Source organism: Pseudomonas sp. PDM30, assembly GCF_019218985.1.
Lineage (GTDB): Bacteria > Pseudomonadota > Gammaproteobacteria > Pseudomonadales > Pseudomonadaceae > Aquipseudomonas > Aquipseudomonas jessenii.
In genome coordinates this window covers 316,433-334,192 of sequence record NZ_JAHUWM010000003.1, presented here as the reverse complement: position 1 = coordinate 334,192, position 17,760 = coordinate 316,433, and the positions used below count along the sequence as shown (strand labels likewise).

Annotated in this window: 17 protein-coding genes; 4 read left to right on the top strand and 13 right to left on the bottom strand. The window is 60.1% G+C overall.

Translation table 11 applies throughout. The features are described from left to right. The first annotated feature begins 66 nt into the window (after positions 1-66). From KW840_RS08930 to leuA, 4 genes are all read left to right on the top strand, one after another. A complete protein-coding gene (locus KW840_RS08930) occupies positions 67-957 on the top strand; it encodes a LysR family transcriptional regulator (protein WP_102670184.1) in 891 nt (296 codons plus the stop codon). A 42-nt stretch (positions 958-999) separates the two neighbouring features. After that, positions 1,000-2,379 carry an exodeoxyribonuclease VII large subunit gene (gene xseA / locus KW840_RS08925; protein ID WP_218494986.1) on the top strand — a complete coding sequence of 460 codons (1,380 nt, stop codon included), beginning with the start codon at positions 1,000-1,002 and terminating at the stop codon, positions 2,377-2,379. A 3-nt stretch (positions 2,380-2,382) separates the two neighbouring features. Further along, a complete protein-coding gene (locus KW840_RS08920) occupies positions 2,383-3,204 on the top strand; it encodes a peptidoglycan DD-metalloendopeptidase family protein (protein ID WP_102670186.1) in 822 nt (273 codons plus the stop codon). A 452-nt stretch (positions 3,205-3,656) separates the two neighbouring features. After that, on the top strand, positions 3,657-5,336 hold the full coding sequence (gene leuA, locus KW840_RS08915) for a 2-isopropylmalate synthase (RefSeq protein ID WP_057716291.1): 1,680 nt from the start codon (positions 3,657-3,659) through the stop codon (positions 5,334-5,336). A 186-nt stretch (positions 5,337-5,522) separates the two neighbouring features. On the opposite strand, the gene KW840_RS08910 is transcribed toward leuA, so the two are convergent. The 13 genes from KW840_RS08910 to fdx all read right to left on the bottom strand — a co-directional run bounded on the left by KW840_RS08910 (position 5,523) and on the right by fdx (position 17,759). Continuing rightward, positions 5,523-6,314, bottom strand: a complete 792-nt coding sequence (locus KW840_RS08910) for an amidohydrolase (protein WP_057716292.1) — start codon at positions 6,312-6,314, stop codon at positions 5,523-5,525. Beyond that, on the bottom strand, positions 6,302-7,450 hold the full coding sequence (locus KW840_RS08905) for a pyridoxal phosphate-dependent aminotransferase (protein ID WP_218494985.1): 1,149 nt from the start codon (positions 7,448-7,450) through the stop codon (positions 6,302-6,304). The genes KW840_RS08910 and KW840_RS08905 overlap by 13 nt, the downstream gene beginning before the upstream one ends. A gap of 291 nt (positions 7,451-7,741) precedes the next feature. After that, positions 7,742-9,211 carry a ribosome biogenesis GTPase Der gene (gene der, locus KW840_RS08900; RefSeq protein ID WP_057716294.1) on the bottom strand — a complete coding sequence of 490 codons (1,470 nt, stop codon included), beginning with the start codon at positions 9,209-9,211 and terminating at the stop codon, positions 7,742-7,744. A gap of 240 nt (positions 9,212-9,451) precedes the next feature. Then, positions 9,452-10,603: an outer membrane protein assembly factor BamB gene (bamB, locus tag KW840_RS08895; protein WP_057716296.1), complete on the bottom strand. Its 1,152-nt coding sequence runs from the start codon at positions 10,601-10,603 to the stop codon at positions 9,452-9,454. Then, positions 10,596-11,237 carry a tetratricopeptide repeat protein gene (locus KW840_RS08890; protein ID WP_057716297.1) on the bottom strand — a complete coding sequence of 214 codons (642 nt, stop codon included), beginning with the start codon at positions 11,235-11,237 and terminating at the stop codon, positions 10,596-10,598. Before KW840_RS08890 ends, bamB begins: the two co-directional genes overlap by 8 nt. A 41-nt stretch (positions 11,238-11,278) precedes the next feature. Then, on the bottom strand, positions 11,279-12,568 hold the full coding sequence (gene hisS, locus KW840_RS08885; RefSeq protein ID WP_008053247.1) for a histidine--tRNA ligase: 1,290 nt from the start codon (positions 12,566-12,568) through the stop codon (positions 11,279-11,281). Between the two features lie 38 nt (positions 12,569-12,606). After that, positions 12,607-13,716 carry a flavodoxin-dependent (E)-4-hydroxy-3-methylbut-2-enyl-diphosphate synthase gene (ispG, locus tag KW840_RS08880; RefSeq protein WP_008057743.1) on the bottom strand — a complete coding sequence of 370 codons (1,110 nt, stop codon included), beginning with the start codon at positions 13,714-13,716 and terminating at the stop codon, positions 12,607-12,609. 3 nt (positions 13,717-13,719) lie between these two features. After that, the gene (locus KW840_RS08875) at positions 13,720-14,742 is read right to left on the bottom strand and encodes a RodZ family helix-turn-helix domain-containing protein (RefSeq protein ID WP_218494984.1); all 1,023 of its coding nucleotides are present in this window, start codon (positions 14,740-14,742) and stop codon (positions 13,720-13,722) included. Then, the gene (pilW, locus tag KW840_RS08870) at positions 14,742-15,500 is read right to left on the bottom strand and encodes a type IV pilus biogenesis/stability protein PilW (RefSeq protein ID WP_218494983.1); all 759 of its coding nucleotides are present in this window, start codon (positions 15,498-15,500) and stop codon (positions 14,742-14,744) included. The genes KW840_RS08875 and pilW overlap by 1 nt, the downstream gene beginning before the upstream one ends. A 16-nt stretch (positions 15,501-15,516) precedes the next feature. After that, a complete protein-coding gene (gene rlmN / locus KW840_RS08865) occupies positions 15,517-16,659 on the bottom strand; it encodes a 23S rRNA (adenine(2503)-C(2))-methyltransferase RlmN (RefSeq protein ID WP_046040918.1) in 1,143 nt (380 codons plus the stop codon). Between the two features lie 28 nt (positions 16,660-16,687). Beyond that, on the bottom strand, positions 16,688-17,113 hold the full coding sequence (ndk, locus tag KW840_RS08860; RefSeq protein ID WP_007903599.1) for a nucleoside-diphosphate kinase: 426 nt from the start codon (positions 17,111-17,113) through the stop codon (positions 16,688-16,690). Positions 17,114-17,202: 89 nt separating this feature from the next. Next, entirely contained in the window at positions 17,203-17,403 is a 201-nt protein-coding gene (iscX, locus tag KW840_RS08855; RefSeq protein WP_008070969.1) for a Fe-S cluster assembly protein IscX, read from the bottom strand. Between the two features lie 14 nt (positions 17,404-17,417). Further along, positions 17,418-17,759 (bottom strand): ISC system 2Fe-2S type ferredoxin, encoded by a 342-nt coding sequence (gene fdx / locus KW840_RS08850; protein WP_007998670.1) that lies wholly within the window; start codon positions 17,757-17,759, stop codon positions 17,418-17,420. Position 17,760: the final 1 nt, after the last annotated feature.

Genomic DNA, 17,760 nt, shown 5'->3' with positions numbered 1-17,760 from the left:
AGCCATCGCTGAGCGTTGCGACTAATATCATCAAAGCCACCAACCCATCTCAAAAAGGCATGCCTTGTGCTTTCAATCCGGCAACTGCGTTACTTCGTTGAAATCACTGAATGCGGCAGTTTCGGCGCCGCAGCCGAGCGCCTGTTCATCGCCCAGTCGGCCCTGAGCCGGCAAATCAAGGACATGGAAGTCCACTTGCAAACCCCACTTTTCGAACGTACTGCGCGGCGGCCCCAACTCACACCAGCGGGCGAGGCTTTTTTACCCCGTGCTAAAAACCTGTTGAGCGAGCTGATCAAGGCCAGCGACATGGCCACTAGGATCGGCAATGGTCAACACGGCACCTTACGTTTGAGCCATTCCAGCACTGTGCCCATGAGCGGCCGACTGCTGCGCAGCGTCGACCGTTATCTCGAACATCATCCCGGCGTGTCCATGGACATCGCTCAGTTGTCTTCCGAGGCGCAGCTGCAAGAGTTGGCAGACGGCCGACTGGACATCGGCCTATTGCGCCTGCCAGTGCTCCGTCAGTGTGAAGAGGTGCAGATCGACCCGCTCTACGACGAACCGTTGCTGGTGGCAGTCCCGCCCGATCACTGGCTGGCCGGGGACAAATCCGGGCGGCAGATCAACCTGGGGCAGCTACGCGACGAAGCGTTTATTTCCATCCCTCATCCCCAGCGAGGCGGTCTTAGCTACCTGTCTGCCGAGTTGTGCATGCGCCAGGGCTTCTTTCCCAAAGCAGCTCGGGTAATGTCGCGTAAAACCACGCAACTGCAACTGATCCAAGCGGGATTTGGCATCGCCCTCTTGCCGGAATCGATGCAGGACATTGCGCCACCCGACGTTCATTTCCTGCCTTTGGCAGACCCCGGCAGTCATAGCAGCGTCGCTCTGGCGTACCGCAAACACCCGACGGCACTGGTTCAACAGTTCCTCGAGCATTTGGTGATATAGGGGTCGTGCATTCACTTGAAGAATGCCTTTAAACTGCGCCCCATGATTAAAGATCCCTTTGCAAGACTCGGCCTGGACCGCGAAGTCCTGACCGTCAGCCAGCTCAACGGCCGCGCGCGGGTGTTGCTTGAAGACGTGTTCAGCAACATCTGGGTCGAAGGCGAAATCTCCAACCTCGCCCGCCCGGCTTCCGGCCACGTGTATTTCACCCTCAAGGACAGCGGCGCCCAAGTGCGTTGCGCGTTGTTCCGGCAGAACGCGGCACGGGTTCGCCAGGCCTTGAAAGACGGCCTGGCGGTCAAGGTGCGTGGCAAAGTCTCGCTGTTCGAAGGGCGCGGTGATTATCAACTGATCCTCGACACCGTGGAGCCGGCTGGCGATGGCGCGCTGCGCCTGGCCTTCGATGCCTTGAAGGAAAAGCTCAGCGCCGAAGGCCTGTTCAGTGCCGAGCGCAAGGTGCCGTTGCCGGCGCATCCGCAACGCATCGGCATCATCAGTTCGCCCACTGGGGCGGTGATCCGCGACATCATCAGCGTGTTCCGCCGTCGTGCACCGCAGGTGCAATTGACCCTGATCCCTACCGCCGTACAGGGCCGCGAAGCCACAGCGCAGATTGTCCGCGCCCTGAAACTGGCCGATGCCCGCGGTTTCGACGCACTGATCCTGGCCCGGGGCGGTGGCTCGCTGGAAGATCTCTGGTGCTTCAACGAAGAAGCCGTGGCCCGCGCCGTAGACGCTTGCGTGACGCCGATTGTCAGTGCGGTCGGCCATGAAACCGACGTGTCGATCAGCGACTTCGTGGCCGACGTGCGCGCGCCCACCCCTTCCGCCGCCGCCGAATTGCTGGCACCGGACTCCAGCGACCTGGTGCGTCGGGTTGAAAGCCTGCACCGACGGCTGGTGATGCGCATGCGTGACCGCTTGATGCGCGACCGCCTGCGCCTGGAAGGCATTTCCCGACGCCTGCGCCATCCCGGCGAGCGCCTGCGCCAGCAAGCGCAACGCCTGGATGACCTGGACATGCGCATGCGCCGCGCGTTCGAGCGCAGCCTCAACACCCGCCGCGAACGCTTGATCCGCCTGGAAACCCGTCTGGCTACACAACATCCGGGCCGGCAACTGGCAATGCTTCGCCAGCGCCTCGACAGCCTGGCCGAACGCCTGCCGCGCGCGATCCGCGAAGGGCTGAAGAGCCGTCGCCTGCAGTTGCACAGCCAGATGCAGACACTGCATGTGGTCAGCCCGTTGGCAACCCTCGGCCGTGGCTACAGCATCTTGCTGGACGAGCGCGGCAACGCCATCCGCAACGCCGCGCAAACCCATACCGGCCAGCGCCTGAAGGCCAAACTGGGCGAAGGCGAACTGCAAGTGCGGGTCGAAGACAATCACCTGACGCCCGTCACCCTTTCTTTACTGGATTGATCCATGCCGCGTTTCTTTGCTCCGTTGCTGTTGCTGCTCCTGACCTTCAACGCCCATGCCGACAGCTACATTACTCGCCAGTTGAACAAACCGGTGCCGGGAGGCGTTGCGGTGGTGGACCTGGGCACGTCCGCCCAGGCGCCAAAAGCCACTTATCAAGGCAAACCGGTGCTGGTAGTGAAGGAACAGAACAACTGGCTGGCCATTGTCGGCCTGCCGCTGACGGTCAAGCCGGGGGTTCAATCGGTCAGCAGCGGCGGCCGTAATCTGAATTTCACGGTTGGCAACAAGAAATACCCGGAACAGCGCATCACCCTGAAGAACACCCAACAGGTCAATCCGGACCCGGAAAATCTCAAGCGCATCGAGCGTGAACTGGCTGAGCAGATTACTGCCTACCGCACGTTCAGCCCCAACACCCCGAGCAACCTGCTGCTGGACAAACCGGTGAACGGGCCGCTGTCGAGCAAGTTCGGCGTGCGGCGCTTTTTCAACGGTGAAGAACGCAACCCCCACTCAGGCCTGGACTTCGCCGTACCCGGCGGTACGCCAATCAAGACCCCGGCCGCCGGCAAGGTGATCCTGATCGGCAACTACTTCTTCAATGGCAACACGGTGTTCGTCGACCATGGCCAGGGGTTTATCAGCATGTTCTGCCACATGTCGAAAATCGACGTGAAGGTGGGGCAGCCACTGGCCCGTGGTGACGTGGTCGGCAAAGTCGGCGCGACCGGCCGCGCGACCGGACCGCACATGCACTGGAACATCAGCCTGAACGATGCGCGGGTCGATCCGGCTATCTTCATTGGTGCGTTTCAGCCCTAGCTTTTTGTTGAGGCTGATGGCCTCATCGCGAGCAAGCTCGCTCCCACAGGGATTGCGCTGTACCTGTGGGAGCGAGCTTGCTCGCGATGGCAATATCACAGACACCGAAAGCAGTCCGGCAGTGTCACATCATCAATTGCGCACCACTCAAACCTCGCGCAAACAACAAAACAATCACTGCCAATCACAGCAATAAAATCTCGATAAATACCCGCCCACGAGTATTCCTCTCAATTTTTTTCGACTGCTTGCCATCTTTCCCCCCCAAGGTTAGGGTTGAAGGCATGAAAACCTCTCACACCCTCATTCAGCTCCGCCAACACCGCAGCCTGTGCCTCGTCAGTGCACGACTGCCGGGCTGAATCGTGGTGCCTCGTCCCAAGCGTTAGTCCAAGAACTTTTGATCCACCGGCAGGCCGCCTTTTTTCGGCCAACACAATAAGGATTTCCTGATGAGCATGCTCAAAGACCCGTCTTCGAAATACCGCGCGTTCCCGACCATCGACATTCCGGACCGCACCTGGCCGTCGAAAACCATCACCGCCGCGCCGATCTGGTGCAGCTCCGACCTGCGCGACGGCAACCAGTCGCTGATCGAACCGATGGACGCCGTCAAGAAGCTGCGTTTCTGGAAAACCCTGGTGCAGGTCGGCGTGAAGGAAATCGAAGCGTCGTTCCCGGCCGCCTCGCAAACCGACTTCGACTTCGTCCGCACCCTGATCGAAGGCAACCACATCCCGGACGACACCACCATCCAGGTGCTGACCCAGGGCCGTGAAGACCTGATCGAGCGCACCTTCGAATCCCTGCGCGGCGCGAAGAAAGCCATCGTTCACCTGTACAACGCGACCTCCCCTTCCTTCCGCCGCATTGTCTTCAACCAGGACAAGGACGGGGTCAAGGCCATCGCCGTGAACGCCGCCAAGCTGTTCGTCAAATACGCGGCCATGCAGCCGGACACCGAGTGGACCTTCGAATACTCGCCGGAAACCTTCAGCGCCACCGAAATGGAGTTCGCCAAGGAAGTCTGCGACGCGGTGATCGAAGTCTGGAACCCGACGCCCGAGCACAAGATGATCCTCAACCTGCCGGCCACGGTGGAATGCGCGACGCCGAACATCTATGCCGACCAGATCGAATGGTTTGGCCGTCACATCAACCGTCGTGACAGCGTGATCATCAGCCTGCACACCCACAACGACCGTGGCACCGGCGTTGCCGCCACCGAACTGGGCCTGATGGCTGGCGCCGACCGTGTCGAAGGCTGCCTGTTCGGCAACGGCGAGCGTACCGGTAACGTCGACCTCGTGACCGTGGCGTTGAACCTCTACACCCAGGGCGTGAACCCTGAGCTGGACTTCTCCGACATCGACGGCGTGCGCAAAGTCGTCGAAGAGTGCAACCAGATCCAGGTGCACCCGCGTCACCCGTACGTCGGCGACCTGGTGCATACCGCGTTCTCCGGCTCGCACCAGGATGCGATCCGCAAGGGCTTTGCCCAGCAGAAACCGGACGCACTGTGGGAAGTACCGTACCTGCCGATCGACCCGGCCGACATCGGCCGCAGCTACGAGGCGGTCATCCGCGTCAACAGCCAGTCGGGCAAGGGCGGTATCGCCTACCTGCTGGAACAGGAATACGGCATCAGCCTGCCGCGTCGCATGCAGATCGAGTTCAGCCAGGTCGTGCAGCGTGAAACCGACCGCCTGGGCCTGGAAATGACCGCCCAGCAGATCCACGCATTGCTGCACAGCGAGTACTTGCAGGCCAACACCCCGTACGCGCTGGTCAGCCATCGCCTGCAGGAAGAAAACGGTCACAGCGCCGTCGAAGTGGAAGTGGCCAGCCAAGGCCAGGGCGAGACTAACCTGCACTGGCGCGGCAAGGGCAACGGCGCCCTGGAGGCGCTGGTGGCCGGCTTGCCGGTACCGGTGGAAATCATGGATTACAACGAGCACGCCATCGGCGCTGGCACCAATGCCAAGGCTGCGGCCTACATTGAACTGCGAGTGAACGGCGAACGCGCGGTGCATGGCGTCGGCATCGACGAAAACATCACCACCGCCAGCTTCAAGGCCCTGTTCAGCGCACTGAACCGCTCGCTGAGCCAGCCGGAAGCGAAAGCGGCGTAACCCATCGCTGAAATGCAAAAGGCCTCAAGGTGCGAACCTTGGGGCCTTTTTGTTTGCCTGCCTGTTTTTGTGTTGCTTGTCCCGGCCCCATCGCGAGCAAGCTCGCTCCCACATTTGATCGGTGTGAACGCGGTCACTGTGGGAGCGAGCTTGCTCGCGATGAGGCCCTGTCAGACAGTAAAGATTTCAGGTGAACTCGAAGGTATCGGCATCCAGATTCGCCGGAAACCGCGTGCGATACGCCGCCAGTTCCGCCGCATCCAGCACCACCTTGAACACCCCGTCAGCCTCTCCGGCACTGAGCAGCGTCTCGCCCTGGAAATCCAGGACCTGGCTGTCACCGGTATACGCAAAACCTTTGCCATCCGTGCCAATACGGTTCACCGCCGCCACATAGCACAGGTTCTCGATCGCCCGCGCCGGCAGCAAGCGGTTCCAGTGCTGGCGCCGCGCACCGGGCCAGTTCGCCGTGTACAGCAGCAGGTCGGTGTCCTGGGCGTCGCGGCTCCACACCGGGAAGCGCAGGTCGTAGCAAATCAGCGGCCGTACTCGCCAGCCCTTGAGCTCGAACTGCACCTGGCGCTCGCCGGGGGTGTAGTGGTTATGCTCACCGGCCATGCGGAACAGATGACGCTTGTCGTAATGCCACACCTCGCCATCCGGGCGGGCCCACAACAGACGATTGCGATGACTGCCGTCGGCGGCCTGGACGATCACGCTACCGGTGATCACCGCATCAAGCCTCAAAGCCTGAGCCCGCAACCATTTACTGGTAGGCCCGTTTTCCGCTTCGGCGAGGGCTTCCGACTCCATGGAAAAACCGGTGGTGAACATCTCCGGCAGAATGATCAGGTCGGCGCCGCGAGCCTGCTCCAGCAACGGCTCGAAATGCTCAAGGTTGGCCTGGCGGTCGTGCCAGGCCAGGGACGTCTGGATCAGCGCAACGGTCAGTTTCGGCAATGCACTCAGATCACGCATAGTTTTTCCGCCGCTTCACGCAGGGTCTCCTCACGCTTGGCAAAGCACAGCCGCACCAGGCGCTGGCCGACCGGTGGCGTCTGGTAGAACACCGAGATCGGGATACTGGCCACGCCGTGCTCGCGAGTCATCCACAGGGCCATCTCGACGTCATTGAGGTCCGGGCGGATCTGCGAGTAATCGACCAACTGGAAATAGGTGCCGGTCACCCGGGTGAAACTGAAACGCGACGGCGCCAGCAGATCGCAGAACAGATCACGCTTGGCCTGATAGAAAGCAGGCAGCTCTTCGACGTGCTCGGGATGCTCGGCCATAAAATCGGCCAAGGCATATTGCAGCGGCGTCACACCACAGAAATTGACGTACTGGTGCACCTTGCGCAATTCCGCCGTCAGGGCCGGCGGTGCGATCACATAACCGGTTTTCCAGCCGGTGACGTGGTAGGTCTTGCCGAACGAACTGACGACGAATGCACGCTGATACAGCTCTTCATGGGCCAGCACGCTGACGTGAGGCACGCCGTCATACACCAGGTGCTCGTAGACTTCGTCGCTGATCACATAGATATCGCGATCACGGATTAACGTCGCCAACTGGTCGAGTTCGTCACGGCTGATCAACGCACCGCTAGGGTTGTGCGGGGTGTTGAGAATGATCATCCGCGTGCGCGGGCTCAGTGCCTGAGCAAGCTTCTCGAAGTCGATACTGAAATCGTTCAGGCCCAGTTGCACATGCACGCAACGGCCGCCTGCCAGCTCCACCGAAGGTTCGTAGCTGTCGTATGCCGGGTCAAACACAATGACTTCGTCACCGCTGTGGATAATCGCCTGAATGGCACAGAAAATCGCCTCGGTCGCGCCGGGGGTAACCGTCACTTCAGTATCCACATCCACCTGCACGCCATAACTGCGGGCGACCTTCGCCGCGATCTGCTGACGCAACACCGGCAGCCCGGTCATTGGCGAATACTGGTTATGGCCGCTGGCGATATGCCGGCCGACCGCATCGCACAGGGCCTGCGGGGCCGCGAAATCGGGAAAGCCCTGGGACAGATTGAGCGCGCCGGTCTGAGCCGCGAGCTGAGACATCTGAGTGAAGATAGTGATGCCGACATTCGGCAGCTTGCTGGTGATCATCGGTGGTTCCCTGCTCTACACCCGGCTCTACGGCGGCGCGGGGGAGTCCGAGGATAGCCCAAACGGCAGGCATGAAAAAGGGCGCCTTATAGACGCCCTTCTTCAATTGATCACCGCCGTACCCTGTGGCGAGCGGGCTTGCCCGCGTTGGGTCGCGAAGCGACCCCAATCCTGCAATCTCGGTGTGTCTGGCAGACCGCACTTGCAGGTATTGCGGCTGCTGCGCAACCGAACGGGGGCAAGCCCCCTCGCCACAACAAGCCCACCCCAAAAGAGTGAGCAAGCGCTGAATCAGCGCTTGTCGCGACGCTTCTTGTCGGCCTTCTTGTGGTGCGACATCAAGCGACGCTTCTTGTTGACCTGACGGTCGGTGAGCGTGTTCTTGTTGCCTTCGTACGGGTTCTCGCCACCCTTGAACTCGATGCGGATCGGCGTACCGACCAGCTTCAGCACACGGCGGTAGGTGTTTTCCAGGTAACGCACGTAGGACTTCGGCACCTTCTCGATCTGGTTGCCGTGGATCACGATGATCGGCGGATTCGCGCCACCAAGGTGAGCATAACGCAGCTTGATCCGGCGGCTGTTGACCATCGGCGGCTGGTGCTCGCTGACCGCGTCTTCCAGGATCTGGGTCAGGCGACTGGTCGGCCAGCGGGTAACCGCGGACTTGAACGAGTTCTGTACCGACGCGTAGAGGTTGCCCACGCCGGTGCCGTGCAGTGCCGAGATAAAGTGGATATCGGCAAACTCGACGAAAAACAGACGACGCTGCAACTCGATCTTGACGAAGTCGCGCTCGCTCGGCGTCATGCCGTCCCACTTGTTGATCGCGATGACCAATGCACGACCGGCCTCAAGGGCAAAGCCCAGCAGGTTGAGGTCGTGATCCACCACGCCTTCGCGTGCGTCCATCACGAAGATCACCACGTTGGCGTCTTTGATCGCTTGCAGGGTTTTGACCACGGAGAACTTTTCGACTTCTTCGTGGATCTTGCCGCGCTTGCGCACACCGGCGGTGTCGATCAGCGTGTACTTCTCGTCGTTACGCTCGAACGGGATGTAGATACTGTCGCGGGTGGTGCCGGGTTGGTCGTAGACGATTACCCGGTCTTCCCCGAGCATGCGGTTGACCAGGGTCGACTTGCCGACGTTCGGACGGCCGATGATGGCGATCTTGATCCCGTCTTTTTCGCTTGGGCCAGGAATGCGCTTGGCTTCCTCGCCTTCGGCTACATCTTCTTCCTCGCCTTCTTCCAGCTCGTCTTCGTCTTTCGGGAAGTCACTCAGTGCGATTTCCAGCAACTGGGTGATACCACGGCCGTGGGCACCGGCGATCGGGATCGCGTGGCCCATGCCCAACGGGGCGAATTCGGCGCGGGCCATTTCCGGGTCGATGTTGTCGACCTTGTTGGCCACGACGTGGGAACGCTTGTTACGTTTGCGCAAATGCTCGGCGATCATCTGGTCGGCGGCGGTGAAGCCGGCCTTGGCATCTACCAGGAACAGAACGACATCCGCTTCTTCAATGGCCAGCAGCGACTGCTCGGCCATTTTTTCGTCCATACCGTGCTCGTCACCGGAGATACCGCCGGTGTCGATCAGAATGTAGGAACGCCCTTGCCACTTGGCCTCACCGTACTGGCGATCACGGGTCAGACCGGACAAGTCGCCGACGATGGCGTCACGAGTCCTGGTCAGGCGGTTGAACAAGGTGGACTTGCCGACGTTCGGTCGGCCCACCAGGGCGATTACGGGAACCATGCGGCTCTCCACTTCGTTATTTCAGAAAATACAAAAGCCGCTGCGAGGCAGCGGCTGGTGCTCGGGGCAATCACCGTGTGTTTTTTTGCAGGAGCGAGCTTGCTCGCGAAAAACGCAAAGACACCGCGTTTAACCAGATTGCCAACGTAATCATTGACGTCCATCGCGAGCAAGCTCGCTCCTACACTCTTACAAACGGTGAAGCAGCCTGGGGGGTTAACCCCAAGCATAGTCAAACCTTTACTTAATGGTCAGGGCTTCCAGTTTGCCGCTGTTGCCATACACATAAATCGTGTCACCCACCACCAGCGGACGGGCACGCAGGCCGTCGCTGTCGATGCGCTCGCGGCCGACGAAACGACCGTCCACCTGACTCAGCAGGTGCAGGTAACCTTCCAGGTCACCGACTGCAACGTAGCTGGAGAACACTTCCGGAGCCGACAGTTGACGGCGGGCCAGCGAGTCGTTGCTCCACAAGGCTGTGGTGGAACGCTCGTCGACGCCTTCAACGGTGCCCGAAGACAGGGTCACATAAACGGTACCGAAACCCTGGGCGACACCGGCATAGCTGGAAGCATCACGCTGCCAGAGCTGACGGCCGCTTTGCAGGTCCAGAGCAGCAACGCGCCCCTGATAGCTGGCGACATACAGCGTCTCGCCCGACAGCAGCAAGCCACCGTCGATGTCGACCACACGCTCCAGCTCCGAACGACCTTGCGGGATCGCTACGCGCTGTTCCCACACCGGTACGCCGTTGGAGATGTCCACGGCAACCACTTTACCGGTCGACAGGCCAGCCACCGCGAGGCGGTTGGTCACGATCGGCGCACTGGTGCCACGCAGGGTCAGTACCGCAGGCGTGCTGTCATAGATCCAGCGACGGTCACCGGTGGAGGCATCCAGGCCGATCAGACGATCGTCCTGGGTCTGAACCACCACGACGTCACCGTTGTTGGCTGGCGGCGCCAGTACTTCGCTGGACACGCGAGCGCGCCACTTTTCTTCACCGTTGATCGCGTCCAGGGCAACGATTTCACCCTTGATCGTACCAATGGTGACCAGACCGTAACCTACGCCAACGGCGCCGGAAACAGGCAACTCGAGGTCTTTCTTCCATTTGACGTCGCCGGTGTTGCGGTCCATCGCCATCAACACGCCAGTGACGTCGGCGGCATAGATGGTATCGCCATCGATGGCCGGAACCAGCATGTTGTAGGTTTCGCCCTGACCGTCACCGATCGAACGACTCCACTGCTTGTGCAGAACCACTTCTTCCTTGAAGTCGACCAGTTCGGCCGGAGGCAGTTCTTTTTTGCTGTTGCTGCTGCAACCCGCGGCCAAAATGGCCAGGGCCAGCAATGCTGCATGTTTCCAACGAATCACGTCACGCATCCCCTTTGGCCAGGTCGTCCAGCTTGATTTGCAGGCCACCGACCGCCGCTTCATCCGACAGTGCCGCCTTGGCTTTTTGATACGCCGCGCTCGCCTCGTCGGTACGACCCAGCTGCACCAGCAGGTCACCCTTGAGCTCTTCGCGAGTGGCCAGGAATGCCTTGTCGGCATCGCCTTCGAGCAGCTTCAGTGCTTCGTCGGCCTTGTTCTGCGCGCCGAGTACCTGGGCCAGACGCTGACGGGCGATTTCGCCCAGCGCCGGGTTGGCCGGTTTGGCGACAATGGCCTTGAGCTCGGTGACCGCGTCGTCCAGCTTGCCGCTGTCGACCGCTACCTTGGCCACGAACAGGCTGCCGTACTGCGCATAGGCGCTGCCGCCGAACTCGCTGTTGAGCTTGCCGGCCAGGTCCGAAACACGGGCCGCATCAGGCTTGCCGTCAGGCGTCAGCGTGGTTTCGAGCAATTGCTGATAGAGAATCGAGGCGCCTTGCGACTGATTGCTCTGATACTTCTGGAACGCCTGCCAGCCGAACACGATGACCAGCGCCAACAGGCCGCCAGTGACCAGGGGCTTACCGTTGCGTGACCACCATTCCTTCAATTCCATCAAATGTTCGTCTTCGGTACTCGACACCCCAATACTCCTTAATCGCTAATTCGGCTGTTTAGACAGCTTCAACCCTGCACGACGCAGGTGGCCAGGTGTGCTGCAAGCGCATCCCAGGCAATGCTTTGTTGTTCGCCCTGGCCACGCAGGGGTTTGAAACCTACCACTTGCTGGGCCATTTCGTCGTCACCGAGGATCAGCGCGTACAGCGCGCCGCTCTTGTCGGCCTTCTTGAACTGGCTTTTGAAACTGCCGGCGCCGGCATTCACTTGCAGGCGCAGGTTGGGCAACTGGTCACGCACGCGCTCTGCGAGGGTCAGGCCGGCCAGTTCGGCGGCTTCACCGAAAGCGCAGAGGTAGACGTCGACCTGACGGGAGATCTCTTGCGGGATCTGCTCCAGGGTTTCGAGCAACAGCACCAGGCGTTCGATGCCCATGGCAAAGCCAACGCCAGCGGTCGGCTTGCCGCCCATCTGCTCCACCAGACCGTCGTAGCGGCCACCGGCACACACGGTGCCCTGGGCGCCAAGTTTGTCGGTGACCCATTCGAAAACGGTCTTGCTGTAGTAGTCCAGCCCGCGAACCAGCTTCGGGTTGATCACATAAGGAATACCGGCGGCGTCCAGACGAGCCTTGAGGCCCTCGAAATGCACGCGGGATTCTTCGTCGAGGTAGTCGGCCATTTTCGGCGCATCGACCAGAATCGCCTGCGTCTCGGCGTTCTTGGTGTCCAGGACCCGCAACGGGTTGGTCTTCAGGCGGCGCTGGCTGTCTTCGTCCAGCTTGTCCAGATGCCGGGACAGGAACTCGACCAGTGCCTCGCGATAACGACCGCGAGACTCGCTGGTGCCCAGGCTGTTGAGCTCGAGCTTGACCGCATCGCGGATGCCCAGTTCGCCCCACAGGCGCCAGGTCAGCACGATCAACTCGGCGTCGATGTCCGGACCGTCGAGGTTGAACACTTCGACACCGATCTGGTGGAACTGGCGATAACGGCCTTTTTGCGGACGCTCGTGGCGGAACATCGGACCGATGTACCAGAGTTTCTGAACCTGGCCGCCGCCAGTGATGCCGTGTTCCAGCACCGCGCGCACACAGGCCGCCGTGCCTTCAGGGCGCAGGGTCAGGGAGTCGCCGTTACGGTCGTCGAAGGTGTACATCTCTTTTTCGACGATGTCGGTCACTTCACCGATGGAACGCTTGAACAGTTCGGTGAACTCGACGATCGGCATGCGGATCTGCTTGTAACCGTAGTTATCCAGCAGGCGTGAAACGGTGCCTTCAAAATGACGCCACAGGGGAGTCTGTTCGGGCAGGATGTCGTTCATGCCACGAATGGCTTGCAGAGACTTGCTCACTTAAATTCCTTAATTCGTTCGGCTCTTTTTAGCCAGGCTTAGCCGCGCGCAATAACGGCAGCTTCAGCTTCGACCTTTTCGGCCGCTTTCTGGCGGATCAAGCGTTCAAGCTCATCCACCAGATTGTCATTCGTCAGCTTCTGCGACGGCTTGCCGTCGATGTAAATCAGGTTCGGCGTGCCGCCGGTCAAGCCGATATGGGCTTCCTTGGCTTCGCCCGGGCCATTGACCACGCAACCGATAACCGCGACATCCAGCGGCACCAGCAAATCCTCAAGGCGCCCTTCCAGCTCGTTCATGGTCTTGACCACATCGAAGTTCTGCCGCGAGCAGCTCGGGCAGGCGATGAAGTTGATGCCACGGGAACGCAGGTGCAGGGATTTGAGAATGTCGTAGCCGACTTTCACTTCCTCGACCGGGTCGGCCGCCAACGAGATGCGAATAGTATCGCCAATCCCTTCGGCGAGCAGCATACCGAGGCCCACGGCAGATTTCACCGTGCCGGAACGCAATCCACCGGCTTCGGTGATGCCCAGGTGCAGCGGCTGGACGATTTCCTTGGCCAGCAAGCGGTAGGCTTCGACGGCCATGAACACATCGGAGGCTTTCACGCTGACCTTGAAGTCCTGGAAGTTCAGGCGCTCAAGGTGCTCGACGTGGCGCAAGGCAGACTCGACCAGCGCTGCCGGGGTCGGCTCGCCGTATTTCTTTTGCAGGTCTTTTTCCAGGGAACCGGCGTTCACGCCGATACGGATCGGGATCCCGCGGTCACGGGCGGCATCCACCACCGCACGCACACGGTCTTCGCGACCGATGTTGCCCGGGTTGATCCGCAGGCAATCGACACCCAGTTCGGCTACGCGCAAAGCGATCCGGTAGTCGAAGTGAATGTCGGCAACCAAGGGTACTTTGACCAGCTGCTTGATCTTGCCGAAGGCTTCGGCGGCGTCCATGTCCGGTACGGAGACCCGCACGATATCGACGCCGGCCGCTTCCAGGCGATTGATCTGCGCGACGGTGGCCGCAACATCGTTGGTGTCGCTGTTGGTCATGCTCTGCACAGCGATAGGCGCATCGCCGCCAACAGGCACGTTACCGACCCAGATTTTGCGGGATTCGCGACGTTTGATTGGAGATTCGCCGTGCATGACTTATTGACCCAACTTCAGGCGAGCAGTCTCGCCACTGGTGAACGGAGCGACATCAACCGGCTGGCCGTTGTAGCTGACCTGAGCGCCACGGGCAAAGCCCAGACGCACGGCAAACGGTGGTTTGCCATTGATTGCCAGGCTGTCGCCTTTGCGTTTGAGACCGCTGAACAGCACCTTGCCGCTACCGTCGGTCACTTGTGTCCAGCAATCGGAGGTGAACTGCACCTGAACCTGGCCTTGGCCGGCCACCGGCGCGGCTGCCGCTGGAGCAGGAGCGACAGGGGCTACCGGTGCAGTCGCCACCGGAGCCGGGACGGCAGGAGCTGCCGGAGCCGGAGCTGCCGGAGAAACCGGCGCTGCGACAACGGGCGCGGGTGCGGCTGGCGTGGTCGGCGCTACCGGGGCGGCTGGCGCAGTCGCCTGAGCCTGCTCTGGTGCTTCAGCCGGAGCGTCGGCCTGTGGCAGCGCGAGGGCGGTTACGCCTTCGCTCTGACCTTCCACGACGGCCTGGTCTTCCGGCTCGTCCAGCGGGTGAATCTGTGTCGTACCGTCGGCGCCTTCGACTTCTACGTGCTCTGGTGCCAGACCGATCAGGTCCTTGGTGCGCATCGAGGTCTGATCCTGCCACCAGACGAAACCGCCACCGATCACCGCGACCAGCAACAGCAGGCTGACGATTCGCAAAATGGTGTGGGAAACCCGGACCGGCTCTTCAATACGGCCCAGGCTGTGAACATTGCTGCCCTGGGAGTCGGTACCGGTGGATTGATCGAATTGCTGGACCAGAACGGCCTGGTCCATGCCGAGCAATTTGGCATAGGCGCGAATGTAACCACGGGCAAAAGTATGCCCGGGCAGCTTGTCGAAGGCGCCGGCTTCCAGATTGCTCAGGGAAGTGGTGGTGAGGTTGAGCTTGAGGGCCACTTCGGCCAGCGACCAGCCATTGCTTTCGCGGGCCTGGCGCAAAGTCTCACCGGGGTTTACGCGATTCGCTGCTACAACTTCGGGATGCGCCGCTTTCATCATTGCTCCGACAGGTATTGCTGATATTCCGGCGTACCGGGATAGAGTCTTTTTAGTTGCAGGCCTGCACTTGCGGCCTTGTCGCGGTCTTCGAACACTTTTGCCAGCCGAACGCCGAGCAATAGACTACGTGCATTTTGCCCGGAGAGCTGGCTAAAACGGTCGTAATAGTCACGCGCAGGCACATAATGCCTGTCTTCGTAAGACAACTCAGCCATTTCCAGCAATGCACGTGGTTGTTGACGGTTCAGGCGCAGGGCTTTTTCCAGTTGCTGCCGTGCCATATCGCGCTGACCGAGCATCGCTGCGGTCATGCCCAGGTTCTCGAACACCCGAGAACGCTCAGGATACAGGGTATCGGCAGCGGCCTGTTCAAAGCGCTCGTAGGCTTCGTTGTAACGCTTCTGCTCGAACAGGAAACTGCCGTAGTTATTGAGGATTCGTGCATCGCCGGGACGGGAAGCCAGCGCCTTGCGAAAATGCTCGTCGGCAAGTTCCGGTTCCATCTCGGCCTGGAACACCAGCCCCAGCGCCGCGTTGGCATCAGGGTCGGAGCCATCCAGCTCCAATGCTTTCTTCAACGGAACCTTGGCGCGTTCGGTCATGCCTTGTTGCAAATACCCGATACCGAGTTGCACATAGGCCTCACGCGCTTCATCACGGCCCTTGCTGGTCTTCATCGGGTTGTAATCACCCGAAAGCACGCAGCCAGCACACAGGCTGGCCAACAGCAAAAGCAGCGCAAAGCGCAGGGACATAGAGATCCTCTCTTGGTTATTTCGCGGCGTCTTGCGCTACATCGTTGTCGGCGTTGAGTTCACGCACGGCGATATAACGTTCGCTGCGACGGGTGCGATCCAGCACCTGCCCTACCAGTTGACCACAGGCCGCATCGATGTCTTCACCACGGGTGGTGCGGACGGTGACGTTGAAACCGGCATGATGAAGCTGATCCTGGAAACGACGAATGGCGTTGTTGCTCGGGCGCTCGTAACCGGAGTGCGGGAACGGGTTGAACGGGATCAGGTTGATCTTGCACGGGATGTTCTTGAGCAGCTCGATCATCTCCACGGCGTGCTCGACCTTGTCGTTGATATCTTTGAGCAAGGTGTACTCGATGGTCAGCACGCGCTTTTCGCCGAGATTCGACATGTAGCGCTGGCACGACTCGAGGAGCATCTTAAGCGGATACTTCTTGTTGATCGGCACCAATTGGTTACGCAATGCGTCATTCGGTGCGTGCAGGGACAACGCCAGGGAGACGTCGATGTGCTTGGAGAGCTCATCGATCATCGGCACCACGCCGGAGGTCGACAGGGTCACACGGCGCTTGGAAATGCCGTAGCCCAGGTCGTCCATCATCAAATGCATGGCCGCGACGACGTTGTCGAAGTTCAGCAGCGGCTCACCCATGCCCATCATCACCACGTTGGTGATGGCACGGTCGACGGTTGCCGGGACGCTGCCAAAGGATTTGTTGGCAATCCACACCTGCCCGATGACTTCGGCGGCGGTGAGGTTGCTGTTGAAGCCTTGCTTGCCGGTGGAGCAGAAACTGCAATCCAGGGCACAGCCTGCCTGGGACGAAACGCACAAGGTGCCGCGCTTGCCCTGGGGGATGTAAACGGTCTCGACGCAGCTGCCGGACGCCACGCGCACCACCCATTTGCGGGTGCCGTCGCTGGAGATGTCCTCGCTGACCACTTCCGGACCACGGACCTCAGCAACAACCTTGAGCTTTTCGCGCAAGGCCTTGCTGACGTTCGTCATGGCATCGAAATCATCGACACCAAAGTGGTGAATCCATTTCATTACCTGACCGGCACGGAAACGCTTCTCCCCGATTGAGTCGAAGAATTTTTCCATTTCCAGCTGGGTCAGACCCAGCAGGTTAGTTTTTACAGTCGATGTAGTCATGGATTCACCTTCACTCTTAAGCCAATGCTTAGCGAGTGGTTACTTCAGTAGCTGCGAAGAAGTACGAGATTTCGCGAGCGGCAGCGGCTTCGGAGTCCGAACCGTGTACGGCGTTGGCGTCGATGGAATCAGCGAAGTCAGCGCGGATGGTGCCGGCAGCAGCTTCTTTAGGGTTGGTAGCGCCCATCAGCTCACGGTTCAGAGCGATAGCGTTTTCGCCTTCCAGAACCTGAACGACAACCGGACCGGAGATCATGAAAGCAACCAGGTCGTTGAAGAAACCACGAGCGCTGTGCTCAGCGTAGAAGCCTTCAGCTTCGGCTTTGGACAGTTGCTTCAGTTTCGAAGCTACAACGCGCAGGCCAGCTTTTTCGAAACGAGTGGTGATCTCGCCGATAACGTTTTTAGCAACGGCGTCAGGCTTGATGATGGAGAAAGTACGTTGAACAGCCATGGTGTAACTCCAGAAACGGTAATTTACGAAAAATTAAACCCGCGAATTATACGCGGGTTCTCGGGTATTGCCTAACCTGCTCGACAGACTCAGTCTGCCTCTTCGATCCAGGCGGCCTGAATGGCTTCAAGCACTTTCTCGCCGCCGCGGGTCGGATCATCGCTGAACTCCGGCAATGCCAGCACCCATTGGTGCAGATCGACGAAGTTCACGTAACGCGGGTCCACCTCAGGCTTGCTTTCAGCCAACTGGATCGCGATTTCCAGCACATCAACCCATTTCAGACTCATTTCAGATCCTTGAATCAGTGCGGTGCTTCGGCCGCATGGTTGAGCGAATACTTCGGAATCTCGACGGTCAGGTCTTCGGTACCGACCTTGGCCTGGCACCCCAGACGGGACTCGCGCTCAAGACCCCAAGCCTTATCAAGGTAGTCCTCTTCCAGCTCGTCAGCCTCTTCCAGCGAGTCGAAACCCTCGCGGATGATGCAGTGGCAAGTGGTGCAGGCACAAACGCCGCCACAGGCACTTTCCATCTCGATGTGGTGCTCGTGGGCCAGTTCGAGGATGGAAATACCCGTCTCAGCCTCAACAACCATGCCTTCGGGGCAAAACTTCTCGTGTGGCAGAAAAATGACCTGCGGCATC